General features: G+C 60.8%; 15 protein-coding genes and 1 tRNA gene. 5 read left to right on the forward strand and 11 right to left on the reverse strand.

Annotated features, from left to right (window positions below; translation table 11 throughout):
* Positions 1-31 precede the first annotated feature (31 nt).
* The gene (locus KI231_RS14825) at positions 32-1,393 is read left to right on the forward strand and encodes a cation:proton antiporter (RefSeq protein ID WP_103302049.1); all 1,362 of its coding nucleotides are present in this window, start codon (positions 32-34) and stop codon (positions 1,391-1,393) included.
* A gap of 150 nt (positions 1,394-1,543) precedes the next feature.
* Positions 1,544-1,840: a hypothetical protein gene (locus KI231_RS14830; protein ID WP_103302050.1), complete on the forward strand. Its 297-nt coding sequence runs from the start codon at positions 1,544-1,546 to the stop codon at positions 1,838-1,840.
* An 82-nt stretch (positions 1,841-1,922) separates the two neighbouring features.
* Here the strand turns inward: KI231_RS14830 and KI231_RS14835 are convergent, their stop codons facing one another.
* The 4 genes from KI231_RS14835 to KI231_RS14850 form a co-directional block, all read right to left on the reverse strand.
* Positions 1,923-2,459, reverse strand: coding sequence for a hypothetical protein (locus tag KI231_RS14835; RefSeq protein ID WP_212808889.1), 537 nt, complete (start codon positions 2,457-2,459; stop codon positions 1,923-1,925).
* A gap of 76 nt (positions 2,460-2,535) precedes the next feature.
* On the reverse strand, positions 2,536-4,455 hold the full coding sequence (locus KI231_RS14840) for a hybrid sensor histidine kinase/response regulator (protein ID WP_212808890.1): 1,920 nt from the start codon (positions 4,453-4,455) through the stop codon (positions 2,536-2,538).
* Positions 4,456-4,460: 5 nt separating this feature from the next.
* Positions 4,461-6,776: an ATP-dependent DNA helicase gene (locus KI231_RS14845; protein WP_212808891.1), complete on the reverse strand. Its 2,316-nt coding sequence runs from the start codon at positions 6,774-6,776 to the stop codon at positions 4,461-4,463.
* Positions 6,773-8,425, reverse strand: coding sequence for a VRR-NUC domain-containing protein (locus KI231_RS14850; RefSeq protein ID WP_212808892.1), 1,653 nt, complete (start codon positions 8,423-8,425; stop codon positions 6,773-6,775). The genes KI231_RS14845 and KI231_RS14850 overlap by 4 nt, the downstream gene beginning before the upstream one ends.
* 194 nt (positions 8,426-8,619) lie before the next feature.
* Here KI231_RS14850 and KI231_RS14855 point away from each other — a divergent pair, with 194 nt between their 5' ends.
* The 3 genes from KI231_RS14855 to KI231_RS14865 all read left to right on the forward strand — a co-directional run bounded on the left by KI231_RS14855 (position 8,620) and on the right by KI231_RS14865 (position 9,513).
* Complete coding sequence (locus tag KI231_RS14855; RefSeq protein ID WP_103302452.1) at positions 8,620-8,844, forward strand: YgdI/YgdR family lipoprotein; 225 nt, start codon at positions 8,620-8,622, stop codon at positions 8,842-8,844.
* 140 nt (positions 8,845-8,984) lie between these two features.
* Positions 8,985-9,230, forward strand: a complete 246-nt coding sequence (locus KI231_RS14860) for a type II toxin-antitoxin system ParD family antitoxin (RefSeq protein WP_212808893.1) — start codon at positions 8,985-8,987, stop codon at positions 9,228-9,230.
* On the forward strand, positions 9,223-9,513 hold the full coding sequence (locus KI231_RS14865) for a type II toxin-antitoxin system RelE/ParE family toxin (RefSeq protein WP_212808894.1): 291 nt from the start codon (positions 9,223-9,225) through the stop codon (positions 9,511-9,513). Before KI231_RS14860 ends, KI231_RS14865 begins: the two co-directional genes overlap by 8 nt.
* Positions 9,514-9,570: 57 nt before the next feature.
* On the opposite strand, the gene KI231_RS14870 is transcribed toward KI231_RS14865, so the two are convergent.
* The 7 genes from KI231_RS14870 to fdnG all read right to left on the reverse strand — a co-directional run bounded on the left by KI231_RS14870 (position 9,571) and on the right by fdnG (position 18,672).
* Positions 9,571-9,666: transfer RNA gene (locus tag KI231_RS14870), tRNA-Sec, on the reverse strand.
* A gap of 6 nt (positions 9,667-9,672) precedes the next feature.
* Entirely contained in the window at positions 9,673-11,589 is a 1,917-nt protein-coding gene (gene selB / locus KI231_RS14875; protein ID WP_212808895.1) for a selenocysteine-specific translation elongation factor, read from the reverse strand.
* Positions 11,586-12,998: an L-seryl-tRNA(Sec) selenium transferase gene (gene selA, locus KI231_RS14880; protein WP_212808896.1), complete on the reverse strand. Its 1,413-nt coding sequence runs from the start codon at positions 12,996-12,998 to the stop codon at positions 11,586-11,588. The genes selB and selA overlap by 4 nt, the downstream gene beginning before the upstream one ends.
* Positions 12,999-13,078: 80 nt before the next feature.
* Complete coding sequence (gene fdhE / locus KI231_RS14885; RefSeq protein ID WP_212808897.1) at positions 13,079-14,005, reverse strand: formate dehydrogenase accessory protein FdhE; 927 nt, start codon at positions 14,003-14,005, stop codon at positions 13,079-13,081.
* A 3-nt stretch (positions 14,006-14,008) separates the two neighbouring features.
* Positions 14,009-14,674: a formate dehydrogenase subunit gamma gene (locus tag KI231_RS14890; RefSeq protein WP_212808898.1), complete on the reverse strand. Its 666-nt coding sequence runs from the start codon at positions 14,672-14,674 to the stop codon at positions 14,009-14,011.
* On the reverse strand, positions 14,671-15,606 hold the full coding sequence (gene fdxH / locus KI231_RS14895; RefSeq protein ID WP_212808899.1) for a formate dehydrogenase subunit beta: 936 nt from the start codon (positions 15,604-15,606) through the stop codon (positions 14,671-14,673). The genes KI231_RS14890 and fdxH overlap by 4 nt, the downstream gene beginning before the upstream one ends.
* A complete protein-coding gene (fdnG, locus tag KI231_RS14900) occupies positions 15,607-18,672 on the reverse strand; it encodes a formate dehydrogenase-N subunit alpha (protein ID WP_212808900.1) in 3,066 nt (1,021 codons plus the stop codon). It lies immediately after the preceding gene.
* Between the last annotated feature and the right edge of the window lie 181 nt (positions 18,673-18,853).

An 18,853-nucleotide genomic window follows, 5' to 3' on the forward strand; every position in this document is an offset into this window, starting at 1 on the left:
CGTCAGTAAAAACCTGCGGGGGCGGCGCGTCATGAGCTTTGTCGTGTGGGTCGCGGTGCTCGGCGCGGTGTTGCTGACCCTGGCGCTGACCTCTTCGTATCTGCGCTGGATGCCCGTGACCACCTCCGCTGTGTGCTTGCTGCTTGGGATCGGCATCGGCCCCAGTGGTCTCGACCTGTTGAAACTGTCGCTGGAAAACGCCTCGCTGTGGATGGAGCACCTGACGGAAGTCGCGGTGCTCTTTTCGCTGTTTGTCTGCGGGCTAAAGTTGCGTCTTCCACTGCGCGACAAGCGTTGGCGGATCGCATTTGGCCTGGCGGGCCCAGTGATGGTGTTGACCATCGCTGGCGTCTGCCTGCTGCTGCACTGGGGATTGCAACTGCCGTGGGGGCCGTCGCTGCTGATCGGCGCGATTCTGGCCCCTACCGATCCGGTGCTGGCAGCGCTGGTGCAGGTCAACGATGCGCGGGACGTCGACAGCGTGCGCTTTGGCCTGTCTGGCGAGGCCGGACTCAATGATGGTGTCGCTTTCCCCTTTGTCCTGCTTGGCCTTTTGCTGTTGGATGGCTCCGGGCAATCCAGTGCATGGCCGGACTGGGTGTTGCGCAGCCTGCTGTGGGCCGTGCCCGCCGGGCTGTTGACCGGCTACTGGATGGGCCGGGGCATCGGACGCTTGACCTTGTCCATGCGTATTCACAACGACGACAGCACGCTGAGCCCCAACGATTACCTGGCGCTGGCACTGATCGCCCTGGCCTACGTGGTGGCCGAAGCAATCGGTGGCTACGGGTTTCTCTCGGTGTTTGCCGCTGGGCTCGGTCTGCGTCAGGAAGAAGTGAAATCCACCGGCGCCGGTCAACCGCCCGCTGAACATCTGGTGCAACCCGTGGTGGGTCACCAGAACGTCGAGCCCCAGCACGCGGTGCACGGCGATACTGAACAACTGGAAGACAGCCAGGTCGCCGCCGGGATCATGATGGGCGACATGCTGTCCTTCGGCGGCCTCGTTGAACGGGCCATGGAAGTGTTTTTGGTGACGCTGCTAGGCGTGGTGCTGGTGACGCATTGGGACTGGCGGGCGCTGCTGGTCGGCGCGGTGTTGTTCGGCGTGATTCGCCCGCTGTGCGTGGCGTTGATGCCCTGGGGCTCGCTGCTCGAAGGACGGCAACGGCTGTTGATCGGCTGGTTTGGCATTCGTGGTATCGGCAGTCTTTTCTATCTGTTTTATGCCTTGAACCACGGTCTGAGCGATTCAGTGGCCGCGCTGTGTACCGACCTGACCCTGTCGGTCGTGGCCTTGAGCATCTTGCTGCACGGCATCAGCACCCAGCCGATCCTGGCGCGCTACGAACAACGCAAGAACAAATCACCCAAACGGGTTTCCGGGGAATGAAAATCTTCAGCAAAAAAATGGATCTCTCAGCGATGGCCAGCGGTCACAAGCATAACCCTCGCCAGATACAGCCGGCGGGGCCCGGCAGGTTCGGTTCCCCTGCGGCGTTTCGCCCATGAAAAGGAATCCTTGAACAGTAAGGTCACGGTCATGAAAGAATGCTCGACTCCTGCGCAAATCAAGGCTTGCAGGGCTTTGGCCCTGGAACGCAATCGTCAATTGTTCGAAGAAGCGCAGGCGCTGAATCGAGCGGCACATGAGCTGCTCGAATCCGGGCAACTGGATCACGAACAGTTTGAGCACTACCGCGCATTACGTGGTAAGGCCGATGTGAAATTTGCCGACGCGATCGAGCATTTGTGTGTGCTGAACGAGGATTTTCCGCCGATCCCGATGTCGGTGCAGAACTCGCAGGGCTTGCGGCGGCAGCTTGAGACTGCAGATTAAGAGCAGAAGAGCCCCTCACCCTAGCCCTCTCCCAGAGGGCTGGGGTGAGGGGCTTTTGATTTTTGGCTTTTTCGTCGGGTGTTCATCCGCCCGGATTGGTCACCTGAATAAACACCGCATAACTCCCCAGCAACACCCAGAACGTCGCAAAGATCCAAGGCGTGCGCACCGAAAACAGCAGCGACTTGCGATAACCCTTGTGGCTCGATTCCATCTCGCTGAACAGCGGCGACTCGTCATAGGCCAGGCCCATCAATGGCTCGCTGAGGAGCAAATGACTCTGCTTGAAGTGCCAGTGATCGATGATGTCATACGCCGCACGAATGCCCGGCCAGGCATTGAGCGAGCTGAGCAGCCCGAGCAGCGCCAGAAACGGTGGCACCACCAGCGTAAACAGCTTGCCCCATTCGGGGTTGAGGTTGGACATGCATGACGCGAATGCGATCACCAGAAACGACTGCGCCGCCAGATAGGCGTCGGTGCGATTGGCGAGGATGCTGGTTTCGTACTGGATCTCCCGGCGATAGAAATCCAGTCGTTCCTTGGGCGAACCGAACATCTTCGCGTCATGTTCGGTCTGTATTTCTTCAGCGGTTGGCTGGGTCAATATGCGAGGCACGAGACGCACGCTCCGGGGCAGGAAAAACGTTTAGAAGCCCCCTGCTGCGCACTAGTTCAGCCGGATGTGCACACCGTCATTTCATCGCGTGGGCAATGATCTCCACCAGGTTCAACTGCGTGAACGGTTTGGGCAGTCGCGGCAGTTGCGCGCCAAAGCCTTCCAGACGTTCGGCGTAACCGGTGGCGAGGATGATCGGCAGGTCCGGTTTAAGCAGGCGCACCGCGTGCGCCAGTTGCGCGCCGCTCATGTGCGGCATGGCCATGTCGGTAATCATCAGGTCGATGACCTCGCCCTGATCGAACAATGCCAGCGCCTGGGTGCCCGACGTCGCACCGATTACACGATGGCCGAGGTCTTCGAGCAGCAGACTGGTGCTGGTCATCACCAGCGAGTCGTCGTCCACCACCAGCACGCTGAGGCGTGGCACCGCAATCGGTGCGGCAGGTGGGTAGAAAGGTTTGACGGCGGCGCCCTCGACGGCCACCGGTATCCACAGTTCTGCCGTGGTGCCGTGACCTTTTTCGCTTTTGAGGATGAAGCGACCACCCAGTTGTTCGATGAAACCATGGACCATCGACAACCCTAGCCCGGTGCCTTTGCCCACACCTTTGGTGGTAAAAAACGGATCACGGGCCGAGGCCAGTGTTTGCGCGTCCATGCCCTCCCCGCTGTCAGTCAGGCTCAGGCAGACGTAACGCCCCGCCGCCAGTTCCGAATGACCCAGCTCAAGCACGACCTCCGGCTGAGCGGTGATCGTCACCGTGCCACCCTCGGGCATCGCATCGCGGGCGTTGGTGGCGAGGTTGAGCAACGCCAGTTCCAGTTGGTTGGTATCTGCCAGTACCGGTTCAAGGTCGGCAGGAAAGTGCGTGTCGATACGAACCCCCGGACCCATTGAACTGCGCAACAGCCCGGTGATGCCTTGCACCAGTTGCGGGATATCGACCGATTCGGTCTTGAGCTCCTGGCGGCGGGCGAACGCCAGCATACGCTGGGTCAGCGAAACGCCGCGCATTGCGCCTTGGGTGGCGTTTTCCAGCAGACGGGTGATTTTCGGGTCGTCGCCAACGCGCTTCTGCACAATCTCCAAGTTGCCGAGAATCACCGTCAGCAGATTGTTGAAGTCATGGGCGATCCCGCCGCTGAGCTGACCGATGGCCTGCATCTTCTGCGCCTGGGCCAATGCCTCGCGGGTCTTTTCCAGGGCCAGTTGGGCTTGATGGGCTTCGGTCACGTCGCGGGTGATCTTGGCAAAACCGAGCAAGGTGCCGGTCTCTCCGCGAATCGCATCAACCACCACGTGCGCGAGAAACCGTGTGCCGTCCTTGCGTACACGCCAGCTCCTGTTCTCGAAACGGCCCTCTTTGGTGGCGATCGCCAAGGCCCGTTGCGGCTCGCCGAGTTCACGGTCCTCGGGGGTGTAGAACACCGAAAAATGCTGGCCGATGATCTCTTCTGGCAGATAGCCCTTGATCCGTTGTGCGCCCTGATTCCAGTTACTGACGCGGCCTTCGGGGCTGAGCATGTAGATTGCGTAGTCGGTAACGCCCTGCACCAGCAGGCGGAACTGCTGCTCGCTTTGCTTGAGGGTTTCTTCGGCCATCTTGCGATCGGTGAGGTCGCGGGTGATCTTGGCGAAACCCAGCAACTTGCCGTCGGGGTCGATGATCGGATCGATCACCACATGCGACCAGAAATTGGTGCCGTCCTTACGTACCCGCCAGCCCTCGCCTTCGAATCGACCCTCGCGGATCGCCGTGTCGAGCGCCCGTTGCGGCAGCCCCGCCGCACGATCGTCAGCGGTATAAAAGCGCGAAAAATGCTCGCCGAGAATTTCCGCCTCTTCATACCCCTTGAAGCGCTTGGCGCCGGAGTTCCAACTGGTGATGATGCCGTCGGGGTCGATCATGTAGATCGCATAGTCGACAACCGCATCGATCAACAGCCTGAAACGCATGTTCTCGATCGCTGCGGTCTTGTTGTTTTCGCTCATCACTCTCACCAGCCGTTGTCATGAGCAGAAGTATGCGGCAATCCGGCCAATTGGGAAGCTGCTTCGTTATTGATTGCCCACCAGCGCGGCAGCAATTGTTTTATCCGGCTCTCGGCAAAGCGGTCATCGATCAGCATGACCACGCCGCGATCTTCGCGGGTGCGGATCACCCGCCCGGCGGCCTGCACCACTTTCTGCACACCGGGATACAGATAGGTGTAGTCGTAACCGGCGCCGAATATCGCCGCCATGCGTCGCTTCAGCTGTTCGTTGACCGGGTTGAGTTGCGCCAGCCCCAGCGTGGCGATGAAGGCGCCGATCAAGCGTGCGCCGGGCAAATCGATACCTTCACCGAACGCTCCGCCCAACACTGCGAAGCCGACGCCCTGGCTGTCGGCGGTGAACTGATCGAGAAACGCCTGCCGCGCCCCTTCGAGCATGCCCCGTGATTGCTGCCACAGGGTGATGTGCGGATGGCGCTCGGCCAGCAAAGTCGCCACTTGCTGCAAGTAATCGAAACTGCTGAAGAACGCCAGATAGTTGCCCGGCCGTTCGCTGAACTGACGGGCGATCAACTCGACGATAGGTTCGAGCGACGCCTGTCGATGGTTGAAACGCGTCGAAATGCGGCTGACGATCTGCACTTGTAACTGCTCGGCACTGAACGGCGATTCAACGTCGATCCACACCGTGTCGGCCGGCGTGCCCAGCAAGTCAGCGTAATAGTGGCGCGGGCTGAGTGTCGCGGAAAACAGCACGCTGCTGCGCGCAGCTTTCAGACGCGGGCCAATGAACGCGGCCGGTACCACATTGCGCAGGCACAGTTGCGACAGCGGACGCTTGCGGTCGAGGTCGCGTTTGCTGATGTCGAACAGATAGTGCTCGTCGTACAGCTCCGCCACCCGACCGAATTGCAGCAGGTCGAAATAGAAATTCTGCAGGCCACTGTCGAGGCCTTGCGGATGGTCGTTGAGGTAATCGCCGATCGCGGCGCAACACAGGGAAATCGCCTGGAGCAGTTTTTCCGGCGCCTTGTCATACGCCTGATACGCCGCCAGTTGCGGTGCATGTAGTGCATTCCATTCCCGGTTGACCCGTTGCAGCGAATTTTTCAGCGCTTGCGGCGCGGTTTTGCGCACGCCGCCGAGGGTGGCCTGATCAAGGCTGGCGCTGTACATCTGCCGACCGCGTTCCACCAGGTTGTGCGCTTCGTCCGCCAACACCGCGACCTTCCACTGGTTGAGCTGCGCGAGCCCGAACAGCAAGGCGCTGAAGTCGAAATAATAGTTGTAGTCGGCGATCACCACGTCTGCCCAGCGGGCCATTTCCTGACTCAGGTAATACGGACACACCGAGTGTTGTGCGGCGACGTCACGCATCGCCGCCTGATCGAGCAGGTTGACGCGGCTGGCCGCTTCACGGGCGGCGGGCAGGCGATCATAGAAGCCTTGGGCCAACGGACAGGACTCGCCGTGGCACGCCTTGTCCGGGTGTTCGCAGGCCTTGTCCCGGGCGACCATCTCCAGTACCCGCAAGGGCAGCGTGGTCGCTTGATCGAACAACACCTGACTGGCATCCAGCGCCAGTTTGCGCCCGGGGGTCTTGGCGGTGAGAAAGAACACCTTGTCCAGTTGCTGCGGCGCCAAGGCCTTGAGCATCGGGAACAGCGTGCCAAGGGTCTTGCCGATGCCGGTCGGCGCCTGCGCCATCAGGCAACGCCCGGTGCTCACCGCCTTGAACACCGATTCGGCCAGATGGCGCTGGCCGGGACGAAAGTCTGCATGGGGGAACGTCAGTTGCTGCGAGGCGCGATTGCGCGCCTCGCGATGGGCCATTTCCTGCTCGGCCCAATACAGGAACAACGAGCATTGCGCCTCGAAAAACACCTGCAAGGTCTCGACGCTGAACGCTTCGACCAGACAGGTTTCCTTTTCGCTGACGATATCGAAATACACCAGCGCCACGTTGATCTGCTGAAGATCGAGTTTGCGGCACATCAGCCAGCCGTAGACTTTCGCCTGTGCCCAATGCAACTGGCGGTGATTGACCGGCTGCTTGCTCAGATCGCCACGGTAGGTTTTGACTTCTTCAAGGCAGTTCTGCGCCGGATCGTAGCCATCCGCCCTGCCCTTGACCTTCAATTGGCGGAACTCGCCGTCCAGCGCCACTTCGCTCTGATACTGGTCATTGCGCCGCGAGGCCACGGTGCGATGGCCGGCAATGCCTTCAATTGCCGTGGGGGACGGCGTGAAGCGCAAGTCGAGGTCACCGGTCTTGGCGGTGAACTCACACAACGCTCGCACTGCAATGCTGTAGCTCAAGCGCTCTGCTCCGCCCATTGCACATAGCACACGGCTACTGGCATCTGATGCTGATGGCAGAACTCCAGCCAGCGCAGTTGGTTGTCCTGCAAGCGGTCGCCCGGGCCTTTGACTTCGATCATCCGGTAGGTTTTGTGCTGCGGCCAGAACTGGATCAGGTCGGGCATCCCGGCGCGGTTGGCCTTGATGTCGAGCAGCAGGCGGTTGAACCAATGCTTGAGGTGTGCGGCGGGCAGGCACGCCAGCGCTTGCTCCAACAAGTCTTCATTCAACGCGCCCCAGAACACGAACGGCGATTGCACCCCCCATTTTTCGACGAATCGGCCACGGATGGTGTCGGCATAACGGCCGTCGTCGAGCTCGCCGAGGCAAGCCTGGAAGCGTTCGGCGCGGCGTTGCTGGAAGTCTTCGTTGAGCAGATCCACCGGACCGCGCTGGAACGGGTGAAAGAACGCCCCCGGCAACGGCGCGAAAATAGCCGGCCAGCACAACAGACCGAACAACGAATTGATCAGGCTGTTTTCGACGTAATGCACCGGGCCATCATCGGCGTGCAGATGTGCCTGCACATGAAACTCCACCGACAGCGCCGGATCGGTGCGCGGCAGGTGCAGATCCAGTCGCTCGACCGGTTTTGCCACCGCGCGCTTGAGCGGCGGGCCACCGAGCTTGCGCCGCAGCCGGGGCACGATGCGTTGCAGGCCTTGCTGTTCGGTGGCGCTTTCCGGTGCCTGTTCGGCGAGCGTGCCGAGTTCCAGTGCCAGGCTGTATTCGCCGCAACGCTCCAGCACGCGGATCATCCGCAATCGTGCGCCGGGATAGGCGCAGGTCCGGTAAATGCTCAGGGCCAGGGCAAACTCGGTGATACGCTCGCAGTATTGGCCGATCTGGAACAACACCTTGCCGCGTCGACGTTGCAGCCACGGGTTGTCGAAATGCAAGGCGCTCACTTGCTCAACGATGCTTTCCAGCGGCTCGCCGGCCTCGAAGCGCATTTGGCATTGGTGCAGGAACAGGCAGGCGTCGACGTCCTCACGGCTGCGCAGGCCCCGGGAATCGGCACAGAACTCGACTTTTTCGTAGGTGAAAATGCCGAGATCGGCGAGCACGAACTCCGACCAGTCCTGATACAGATTACCGAAGAACATCAGACGCAAACGGTCGCACAGGTCCATGATGGTCAGGCTGAACAGGCGATCGGGCAGCAGCGGTGCCCAGTCGCGCAGGCTTTTTGCCTGGGGAAACGCTTCGGCCAGCACTGGCAGCCAATCGTCCTTGCGGCCCTTGGGTTGCTCGATAAAGGCACCGAACGCTTGCAGGATTTCAGCCTTGAGCAACACGTCGAACAGCTCTGCGATCACCAAGGGGGCGTGTTCGTCGATCCAGCCGAGTTCCAGCAACGGCTGTGCCGCCTGGGGGATATCGCCGATTTCCGGGTAAATGAGCTTGCCCGCACGAAAATGCAGGCCCTTGCGCATCACCATCCGCACCAGCAAACCTTGCGAGGGTTTAGGCAATGCTTTGAAGTCGCCAATAAACGCCTGCTCCGTTTCGTTCATCACATCGGCATAACGAAGTTCAAGCCAATCAATGACTTGCAGGAAGTTGTTAAGGTAATAGAACGGATCGTCGAGGGGTTTGGCAGTCACGGGAATTCAGGGCCATGGCGAGCGAGTACTGGTTATGCGTACAGATAACAGCTCTTCCCCACCCGGCGCAAACAGAAAAAGATCAATGGCATTTTTTCACCGAGCCATCGAACTTTTCCCGGCACAATGGCACCAATCGCGTTAGAACACCGACAATGCTCGGTATCACATGGAAAGAGGAATTTGAGGTGGGTATGAAAATCAAGACATTGGGTATTCCTTTGGCCGTCGCCGCGCTGCTGGCATTGGGTGGTTGCTCGACCCAGACCGTGGTGACCTTGCAGAACGGCACCCAGTACCTGACCAAGGACATGCCAGAGACCAAAACCAAGGATGGCTTCTATGAGTTCGAAGACATTTCCGGCGCCAAGGTGAAAGTACGCGCCGACGAAGTGGCCACCGTACGCAAGGAAGACTGACGGTTCATCCTTCGGGCTGGCACAGCAGAAGGTAGTAATCTTCTGCTTTTGATGTGGCGGAAGGCAGGCTGAATGCTCGATACAGCACCAATAGTATGATAGCTTCCACGCCAGTCGATCATTCTCCTGGAGGCCCGATCATGGGGACCGTGCGAAAAACCATTACCGTGACTGACCAGCAAGACAACTGGATCAAAGCGCAGATAGAAGCGGGCCACTACACCAACGACAGTGAATACATCCGTGATTTGATTCGTCGTGAGCAAGAGCGCAATGCTGAGCTAGAGACGGTACGGGCCGCTCTTCGGGAAGGTGAATCCAGCGGAAAACCTCGCCCATTCGATCCCGCTGCGTTCAAGCAACGAATGTTGACGGCGCATGGCTGAATACCGACTGACGCCTGCGGCTGAAGGCGACCTTGAAGCAATCTGGGGTTATACCGCACGTCAGTGGGGTCAAGATCAGGCCAGTCGCTACATTGATATCATTACCACCGCATTTGCGCAGTTAACCGAGCGCCCAAAAACAGCGCCAGCCTGTGACGCTATACGTCCCGGTTATCGACGCTACAGTATTGAACGACACACGATTTACTTCCGAATCACGGCGTACGGAATTGCGATCATTCGCATACTGCATGATCGTATGGACACGCAGCGCAACCTCTGACCGCCCGTTATTACGCACAGGCTCCCGGCAAGGAACTGGCATCTTTCGCTTTTGATGTGGCGGAAGGCAGCCGGAGTCGAACCTGCCCGGGAACGGATGCCGTCCCCAACCGGGTTTGAAGCCCGGCCGCGCCACCGGGCGCGATTGCCTTCCTTTAACTCAATGGGCGCCTGGGTTGGCCAGCGCGCTGTCGGGACGAATCAGTCGGTGTTCGCCGAGGCGTCGGGTCAGGCCGAGGCGGTCGAAGTATTCGAGGAACTGAATACAGCGTTTGCGTCCCAAGCCTAGCGCATCGCGCACGCTTGTCACCTGGATCTGCGGATTTTCCTGCGCCAGTTGCAGGAGCATCGCAGCCATTTGCCGCAGGACGATGTCGGTGACAAACAGATCGCGCACCACTTGGTGGGTCAGGCCCAGACGCGCCAGTTTGCGCAGCAGCAGACGCACATTGGCGTCTTCTTCCCCGACAGCTTTAGCCAGATCGCGAACCCATGGCGGGTCGAAGCCGGCCTGTTCGAACAGCGGTTGCAGTTGTTGCCAGAGGATTTCGTCAGCAGCGCTCAAGCGTACCTGGTGATCCGGAAGGTGCAGCCACGGCCCACTGGCGTTGATCGAGCCGGCGGCGAGCAACTCATCGAGCAGGCTGATGAACGTCGAGCGCTCCAGCGGCAGCGCACTGAAACGCCGCAGGCGGTCGCGGTCCGGGCCCATTTGGTCGGGCTCCAGTTCATGCAGGCGCGCCAGTTGTTCCAGCAAAGTGAATTTGAGCATGCCCCAACGCTGCACGTTGAACAGCAGCGGGCCTTGGCGGGTGTCGATTAGCCGTACGTTTTGCGGCAATGACCAATCGACGCGCGGGTGATTGAACTGGCGTTCCAGGCGCAACGGACCGAGCCCCGCCGCGCTGTGGTTGAGCAGCAGCGGCAAGGCGTGCTCGAACGTCTGATTGAGCGCCAGCGCTTGCAGTTGCGCCAGACGTTCAGGGCTGCGCCGATGCCTGGCCGGAGCGAACGGGTCGAGCACCTGTCCGCCGCCGAGCGTGCGTTGCGCGCTCTGGTCGCGCAGGATTAGCCGATCCCCCTTCACCGCGTGCACCGGGGCGTTGATCAGCAGTTGCGCGAACATGCGCTCGCCAGGGTGCAGGCGTGAACCTTCGAGCAACGCGACGCGGGCGATCACGTCCTGCGTGCCGAGATGCAGGTGCACCGGGTGAAAGTGTTCGAAGGCGCGTTCGCCGGGCAACAATTGAAAGTCGATGTCGATTCGTTGCGTCGGCGCATGCAGCCATTCCGACAACAGCCATTGGCCGCGATGGATCTGTGCCAACTCAAGACGTTCACCACTGAGATTGAGGGCCACGCGTTGCCCGGCGCAGGCTTGTTCAGCAGTTTGATTCTGCGCATGCAGGCCGCGCACCCGCACCGTTTTCCCCGACGGCCCGAGTGCCAGTTTGTCGCCCACCGTGACCACGCCGGACAGTGCCGTGCCGGTGACCACAATCCCCGCACCGGCCACGCTGAAGGCGCGGTCGATGGCCAGACGAAAGCCCCCTGCGCGACTGCGCTCATGCACTTGGTTTTGCGTGTGCGACAACGCCGCACGCAGCTCATCGATGCCCTGCCCGCTGACACTCGACACCGCCACTATCGGTGCTTTGGCGAATGGCCCCGGCGCCAGTAAATCGGTGATCTGCTCGCGCACCGCCATCACCCTGCCCGCCTCGACCCGATCACACTTGGTGATCGCGACCAATGCACGAGGAATGCCCAGCAGTTCGACAATCGCCAGATGCTCACGGGTTTGCGGCATCACGCCGTCATCCGCCGCGACCACCAGCAACACCAGATCGATGCCTTGCGCACCGGCGAGCATGTTGTGGGTGAATTTCTCGTGGCCGGGGACGTCGATAAACCCGGTGAGGCCCACGCCCGGTTCAAGTTCGGCGTAGAGATAACCGAGATCGATGGTCATCCCGCGCTCACGTTCCTGTGGGCGGCGGTCGCCGGTTTGCCCGGTCAGGGCTTGCAGCAGCGAGGTCTTGCCGTGGTCGATGTGCCCGGCGGTACCGACGATCACGGATTGACCTGCAAGTGGGGCAATTGCCCGAGCCACGCCGGTTCATCGTCGAGTTGGCGCAGATCCAGCCACAGCGCATCGTCATCAATGCGTCCGAGTACCGGGATCGGCAAGGCACGCAGCGCTGCTTCCAGACTCAGCAAATAACGCCCGCGCAAGCGTTTCGAGACTTGCGGGCGACAACACAGTGCTGCGCTCGGCAAGCGCGCCACGGGTTGGCTGCCGCTGCCGATCATGCCCAAGGCCTCGACTGCGCTGACCTGCCAAACCGAGCCCAACACTTCAGTCAGCGCCGGTTGCAACCGCGAAGCCTGGGCGAAGATGTCGGCTTGCGGTCGGGTCAGCAGGCGCAAACTCGGCAAACGCTCGGCCAGTCGATCCGGATCGCGGTACAGACCGAGCACCGCTTCCAACGCTGCCAAGGTCAGCTTGTCCACCCGCAACGCCCGTTTCAGCGGATTCTTCTTGATCTTCGCGATCAGCTCTTTGCGCCCAACGATCAACCCGGCTTGCGGCCCGCCGAGCAGTTTGTCGCCGCTGAAGGTGACGATGTCCGCGCCATCGAGCAGCGCCTGCCGCACCGTCGGCTCCGCCGGCAAACCCCAACGGGTCAAGTCCAGCAAACTGCCACTGCCCAGATCCTCCAACAGCGGCAAGTCATGACGGTGGGCCAACTCGGCCAGTTCCGCTGTCGGCACGCGCGCGGTAAACCCTTCGATGCTGTAATTGCTCGCATGCACGCGCATGATCAAACCGCTGCGCGGGCTGATCGCCGCTTCGTAATCTCGGGCATGGGTGCGGTTGGTGGTGCCGACCTCATGCAGACGTACACCGGCGCGGGCCATGATGTCGGGGATGCGAAAGGCGCCGCCGATCTCGATCAGTTCGCCACGGGAAATGATGCCTTCCTTGCGGACGCCGAGGCTGTTGAGCGTCAGCAGCACGGCGGCGGCATTGTTGTTGACCACGGTGACGGCTTCGGCGCCGGTCAGTTCGCGGATCAGGCCTTCGATCAAATCATCGCGATCACCGCGTTTGCCGCTGGCCAGATCGAATTCCAGATTGAGCGGGTAACGGGCGGCCATGTGTACCGCTTCAATGGCTTCGTCCGGCAGCAAGGCACGGCCCAGATTGGTGTGCAGCACCGTGCCGGTCAGGTTGAACACCCGCCGCACGTGACTGCGCCGTTGCTGCGCGAGGCGTTCACCGACGCGGCCGGCGAGGACTTCGGGGCTGATTTCGACGGCGGATAATTGCCCGCTCAATACGCTGGAACGCAGTTCATCCAGCAACTGGCGCAAACCGGCCAGCAGCGATTCTCGCCCGTGGCGTTCGAGTAAGGGCAGACACGCCGGATGACGCAACAAACCATCAATGGAAGGTAACCGCAGGGCACCGCTCGCAGACATCAGCCACTCCCGAAATCAAAAGACTGTCCGGTGTCCAGACCCAGCACACCGTCAAACCTGTGGGAGTGTAGACGCTCTGGTCATTCGTCTCCCGGCGCCAGCAACAAGTTCGGCGCCAGGCGCTGATAACCGTCCTGAGCAAGGCGCATGTCGAGCAGCAAACTGCCGAGATCCGCCGACAATGCCTCGGCGTCGGCATCGTTTTCCAGATAGACCAATTTCAGGTAGCTGTTACAGCCCGGACAGACCTCGGCGCGCAACGGCGCCTGATTAGCCGCGTGGCGATCGTCCTCAAGGCTCAGGTAATCAAGACCTTTGCTCGATTCGCAATACACGCATTTGACCCGCACTACATGCCATTCGCAGGCGCACAGCGAACACACCAGATAACGCAAGCCGTTGTGTTTGCCGCGATGGCGAATGACCCCGGCCATGGCCGGCGAACCGCAGGCCGGGCATTGGCTGAGGCTGTTGCCGGGCGTCAGTTGCAGGTTCGGCGTACTCAGTAACCAATGACTCCAGGCTGTTTGCAGCGCCGCGCCAAGAAACGGCACCAGCGCCGCCGGCACCAGCGAGTATTGACCACTGACCAGCGCCACGGCCCAGGCGCGCAATTGTCCGGCACTGGCGGTGCTCAAAGTGGTAATCGCATCCACCACGGCGGGTTGCTCGGGCGGTGAGTAGCGTTGCAGCAAAGCCTCCAGCCAGGCTTGCCAGTCATCTTCGCGGATCAGAGTATCGGCAGCGAACGGCGGCAAACCGTGTTGCTGGCACAACTCAAGCCGTTGTTGATCGACAGCTTCTGTTGACGGCGGATCGTCCAGCACTTGCTGCTGAACCCGACACAACCCGGCAATCAAGCGCAGATACTCGGCCAGCGGATGCCCGTCGGCCAGTTGCTCGAGGCGTTGCGCGCGCAAGGTGAACAAATTATGCGGTGGCAGATGCAGAAACGGCGGCGAACTGGCCGCCGCCTCGATTTCTCCGGGTTCAAGAATAGTCGCCAAAGGTCAGCCCTTTTTGGTGATCGGTCGCTCCGGCACGTCCGGATTGCGTTCGTCGCGGGTGATGTCGCGGTACCAGAGTTCGTGGTGTTTTTTCGCCCAGGCGCGGCTGACCCAGCCATGCAACATCGCGTCCACCGAACCCTTGATCCACAGCCCGGCGTAGATATGGATGATGATGCTGAGGATCAGCACAAACCCGGCCAGTGCATGCAGCAGCATCGCCCAGCGGATCACGGTGATACCGAAGTACGCACTGAAATAGGCGCGCCAGATCACCAGCCCGGTGAACAGCAAACCGAGCGTGCACAGCAGTAAAGTCCAGAACAGCAGCTTTTGCCCGGCGTTGTATTTGCCTACCGGCGGCACGGTTTCCTCGTCGTTGACCAGCACCCGGTCGATGCGCCGCAGCCACTTCCAGTCATTACCGATAAAGAAGTTCGAGCGCCAGAACCTGAACACCAGGCCGAGGAACAACACAAACATCACCACGCCCATGAACGGATGCAGAATCCGCGTCCACGGCCCGCCACCGAACAGGTGGGTCAGCCAGAACATCGACGGGTGAAACAACGCCAGCCCCGACAGCCCGGCCATGAAAAACAGGATCGCCACCAGCCAGTGATTGGTGCGCTGGTTGGCGGTGTAACGCAGGATTGTCTTGTTGCTCATGGCCGGTCCTCCCCGCGTGGATCGAAGGTGTGCACCGCCGGATCGACGACCTGCACCGAAGTGTCGGGCGGCGTCGGGTGCTCATCTTCCTCGACGCGATTGGGCCCGATGCGCACGTAATGGAAGAACCCGGCCAGCACCGCCGCGCCCATGGCCAGCAGGCCCAAGGGTTTGCTGATGCCTTTCCACAAGCCCACCAGCGGACTGATGGCCGGGTCCTGCGGCAGATTGGCGTAGATTTTCGGCGTGTCGGCGTGGTGCAGCACGTACATCACATGCGTGCCGCCGACACCTGCAGGATCGTACAAACCGGCGTTTTCAAAGCCACGGCTTTTTAGGTCGACGATGCGTTCGGCGGCGTGTTCCTTCATGTCTTCCTTGGTGCCGAAAACGATGGCGCCGGTCGGGCAGGTTTTCACGCAGGCCGGCTCCAGCCCCACCGCGACGCGATCTGAACACAAGGTGCATTTGTAGGCCTTGTGGTCTTTCTGCGAAATGCGCGGAATGTTGAACGGGCACCCAGTGATGCAATAGCCGCAGCCGATGCAGTGATCCTGATCGAAATCGACGATGCCGTTGGCGTGCTTGATGATCGCGCCAGGGCTCGGGCACGCCGCCAGGCAGCCGGGCTCGGCGCAGTGCATGCAGCCGTCCTTGCGGATCAGCCATTCGAGGTTGCCGGCGTCGGTTTCGTGCTCGGTAAAGCGCATCAGCGTCCAGGTTTCTGCGCTCAAATCCTGCGGATTGTCGTAGGTGCCGTGGTTGTGGCCGACCTCGTCGCGCAACTCGTTCCATTCCGAACAGGCGACCTGGCAGGCCTTGCAGCCAATGCATTTGGTGGTGTCGATCAGCTTGGCCACCGCCTCCTGATTCCTCACCGATGGCGGCACCGTGGTGGTGGCCGAGCGGGCAATGATGTCTTGGCTGGCCATTTATAGTTTCTCCACGTTGACCAGGAATGACTTGGATTCCGGGGTCTGTGTATTGCCATCGCCGAGGAACGGCACCAGGGTGTTGGTCAGATAGCCGTGACGCGTCAGGCCGGTGAAGCCCCAGTGCAGCGGGATGCCGATCTGATGCACGACCTGGCCGTTGACCTGCAGTGGCCGAATCCGTTTGGTCACCACCGCCACTGCTTCGATAAAGCCGCGCTTGCAAGTGACGCGCACACGATCACCGGCGGCGATGCCCTTCTCTTTCGCCAGCACTTCGCCGATCTCGACAAACTGCTCGGGCTGAGCAATCGCGTTCAACTTGCAGTGCTTGCTCCAGAAGTGGAAATGCTCGGTCAGCCGGTAACTGGTGCCCGCATACGGGAAGTCCTTGGCCTCGCCGAGGGTTTCCCAGACCGAATCGAAGATCCGCGCCGCCGGGTTGCTGGTGGCTTTCTTGTTTTGCGGGTGCAGCGGGTTGATGCCGATCGGCGTTTCGAACGGCTCGTAGTGCTCGGGGAATGGCCCCTCGTTCATCTTGTCGACGGCGAAGAAGCGCGCCACGCCTTCGGGGTTCATGATGAACGGGTTCATCCCGGCTTCCGGCGGCACGTCGGCCTTGTAGTCCGGCACGTCGGTGCCGCCCCAGGCCTTGCCGTTCCACCATACGAGGCGCTTTTTCGGATCCCATGGTTTACCCGCGGCGTCCGCCGAAGCGCGGTTGTAGAGAATCCGCCGGTTGGCCGGCCAGGCCCATGCCCAGCCTTGATGCTGGTGCATGTTGTACGGATCGGAATTATCGCGTCGGGCCATCTGATTGCCGGCCTCGGTCCAACTGCCGGCAAATATCCAGCATCCTGACGCGGTGCTGCCGTCGTCCTTGAGCTGGGCGAACCCGGCCAGTTGTGAACCGCCCTTGATCACCGCGCCGCTGGCGTCGGTGAAATCGCTGGTGGCGTTGCCATTGAGTTCCTTGGCCAGCTCCTCGGGCGAAGGCTCGTCCGGGACTTTGTACGGCCATGACAGTTTCAGCAGCGGATCGGGGAACTTGCCGCCCTCGGCCTGATAACGCTTGCGCAGGCGCAGGAACAGTTCGGCCATGATGCGGATGTCGGTTTGTGCTTCGCCCGGGCCATCTGCGCCTTTCCAGTGCCATTGCAACCAGCGGCTGCTGTTGACCAGCGAACCGTCTTCCTCGGCAAAGCAAGTGGTCGGCAGGCGAATGACTTCGGTCTGGATCTCCTCGCTTTTCACATCGTTGTATGGCCCGACGTTGTGCCAGAACTCCGAGGTTTCGGTGGCCAGCGGATCCATCACCACCAGCCATTTGAGTTTGGCCAGAGCGCCCATCACGCGGTTCTTGTCCGGTAACGCAGCAATCGGGTTGAAGCCTTGGCAGAAGTAGCCGTTGACCTTGCCCTGGCTCATCAGGTCGAACATCTTCAGGACGTCGTAGTTGGGGATGTCGAGTTTCGGCAAATGGTCGTAGCACCAATTGTTCTCGACGGTGGCGTTGGCGCCGTACCACGACTTCATCAGGCTGACGTGGAATTTGCTGTAGTTCTGCCAGTAAGAGAGTTGTCCCGGACGCAGCGGCACTTGCGTGCGTTTGGTAATAAAGGCGTGGTAATCCTGCTCATTGTCGCTGGCCAGTGTCAGGTAGCCCGGCAGTGCGTTGGACAGCAGGCCAAGGTCGGTCAGGCCCTGAATGTTCGAATGCCCGCGCAAGGCATTCACGCCCCCGCCCGGCATGCCGACGTTGCCCAGCAACAGTTGCACCATCGCCGCACTGCGAATGATCTGCGCGCCGATCGAATGCTGCGTCCAGCCCAGCGCGTAGAGAATCGTCATGGTTTTGCCCGGTGTCGAGCAAGTGGCGATTTCGTCCCAGATTTTTTGCATGGCATCGACCGGCATGCCGCATATCTGGCTCGCCAGTTCGATGTTGTAGCGGCTGTAATGCTGCTTCATCAGTTGATAGACGCAGCGCGGGTGTTGCAGCGTCGGGTCGACAGTGGCGAAGCCGTCCTCGCCCAACTCGTAACCCCAGCCGGATTTGTCGGTGTAGCTGCGCTTGGCCGCGTCGTAGCCGCTGAAGATGCCGTCTTCGAAGCCATAGCCTTCTTTGACGATGAACGACACGTCGGTGTAATTGCGCACGTACTCGTGCTGGATCTTGTCCTCGGTCAGCAGGTAATTGATCAAACCGCCCATGAAGGCGATGTCGGTACCGGTGCGGATCGGCGCGTAATAGTCGGCCACGGACGCGGTCCGGGTAAAACGCGGATCGACCACGATCAGCCGCGCGGCGTTGTGCGCCTTGGCCTCGGTAACCCATTTGAAGCCGCACGGATGCGCTTCTGCTGCGTTGCCACCCATCACCAGGATCAGATTCGCGTTGGCGATATCGGTCCAGGTATTGGTCATGGCACCACGGCCGTACGTCGGGGCAAGACTTGCCACCGTCGGGCCGTGTCAGACACGCGCCTGGTTATCGAACCCCAGCATGCCGAGACTGCGAATCACCTTCTGGGTGATGTATCCGGCTTCGTTGGACGCTGCCGACGCCGCGAGGAATCCACTGGAAACCCAGCGATTCACCGTTTGCCCGTTGGCATTTTTCTCGATGAAGTTGGCGTCGCGGTCGGTTTTCATCAGATCGACGATGCGGTCGAGCGCTTCGTCCCAACTGATCCGCGTCCATTCGCTGCTGCCGGGCTTGCGCGTTTGCGGGTAGAGCAAACGGCCCGGGCTGTGAATGAAGTCGAGCAGACCTGCGCCTTTCGGGCAGAGGGTCCCGCGGTTGACCGGGTGGTCGGCGTCGCCCTCGATGTGAATGATGCTTTGCGCTACGTTCTTCGCGGTATCGCCCTGGCTGTACATGATCAAGCCGCACCCGACCGAGCAATACGGGCAGGTGTTGCGGGTTTCATGGGTGTGGGCAAGCTTGAAGTGGCGCACCTGCTCGGCGAAGGCCAGCGTCGGGGCCATGCCCAACGCGCCCAGGCTAGAGCCTGCAAGGCCGATACCGGCGACCTTGAAGAACTGACGACGGCTGAGATCCATCGTGCACTCCTGATCAGGTGGAACCCGGTACTGGGGCCGGGCTTTTTCTGGACAATCATGGTTGCGGCAGACGAGTGCCGACTTTTTCACTGTAGACAAAGACCCCACAATCCGTGTGAAAACCGACCGTCGGCCGTTTGTCGGCACTCTCACGGACAACCGCGCCCCCCTGTGGGAGCTG

The sequence above is a fragment of the Pseudomonas sp. Seg1 genome (assembly GCF_018326005.1).
Lineage (GTDB): Bacteria > Pseudomonadota > Gammaproteobacteria > Pseudomonadales > Pseudomonadaceae > Aquipseudomonas.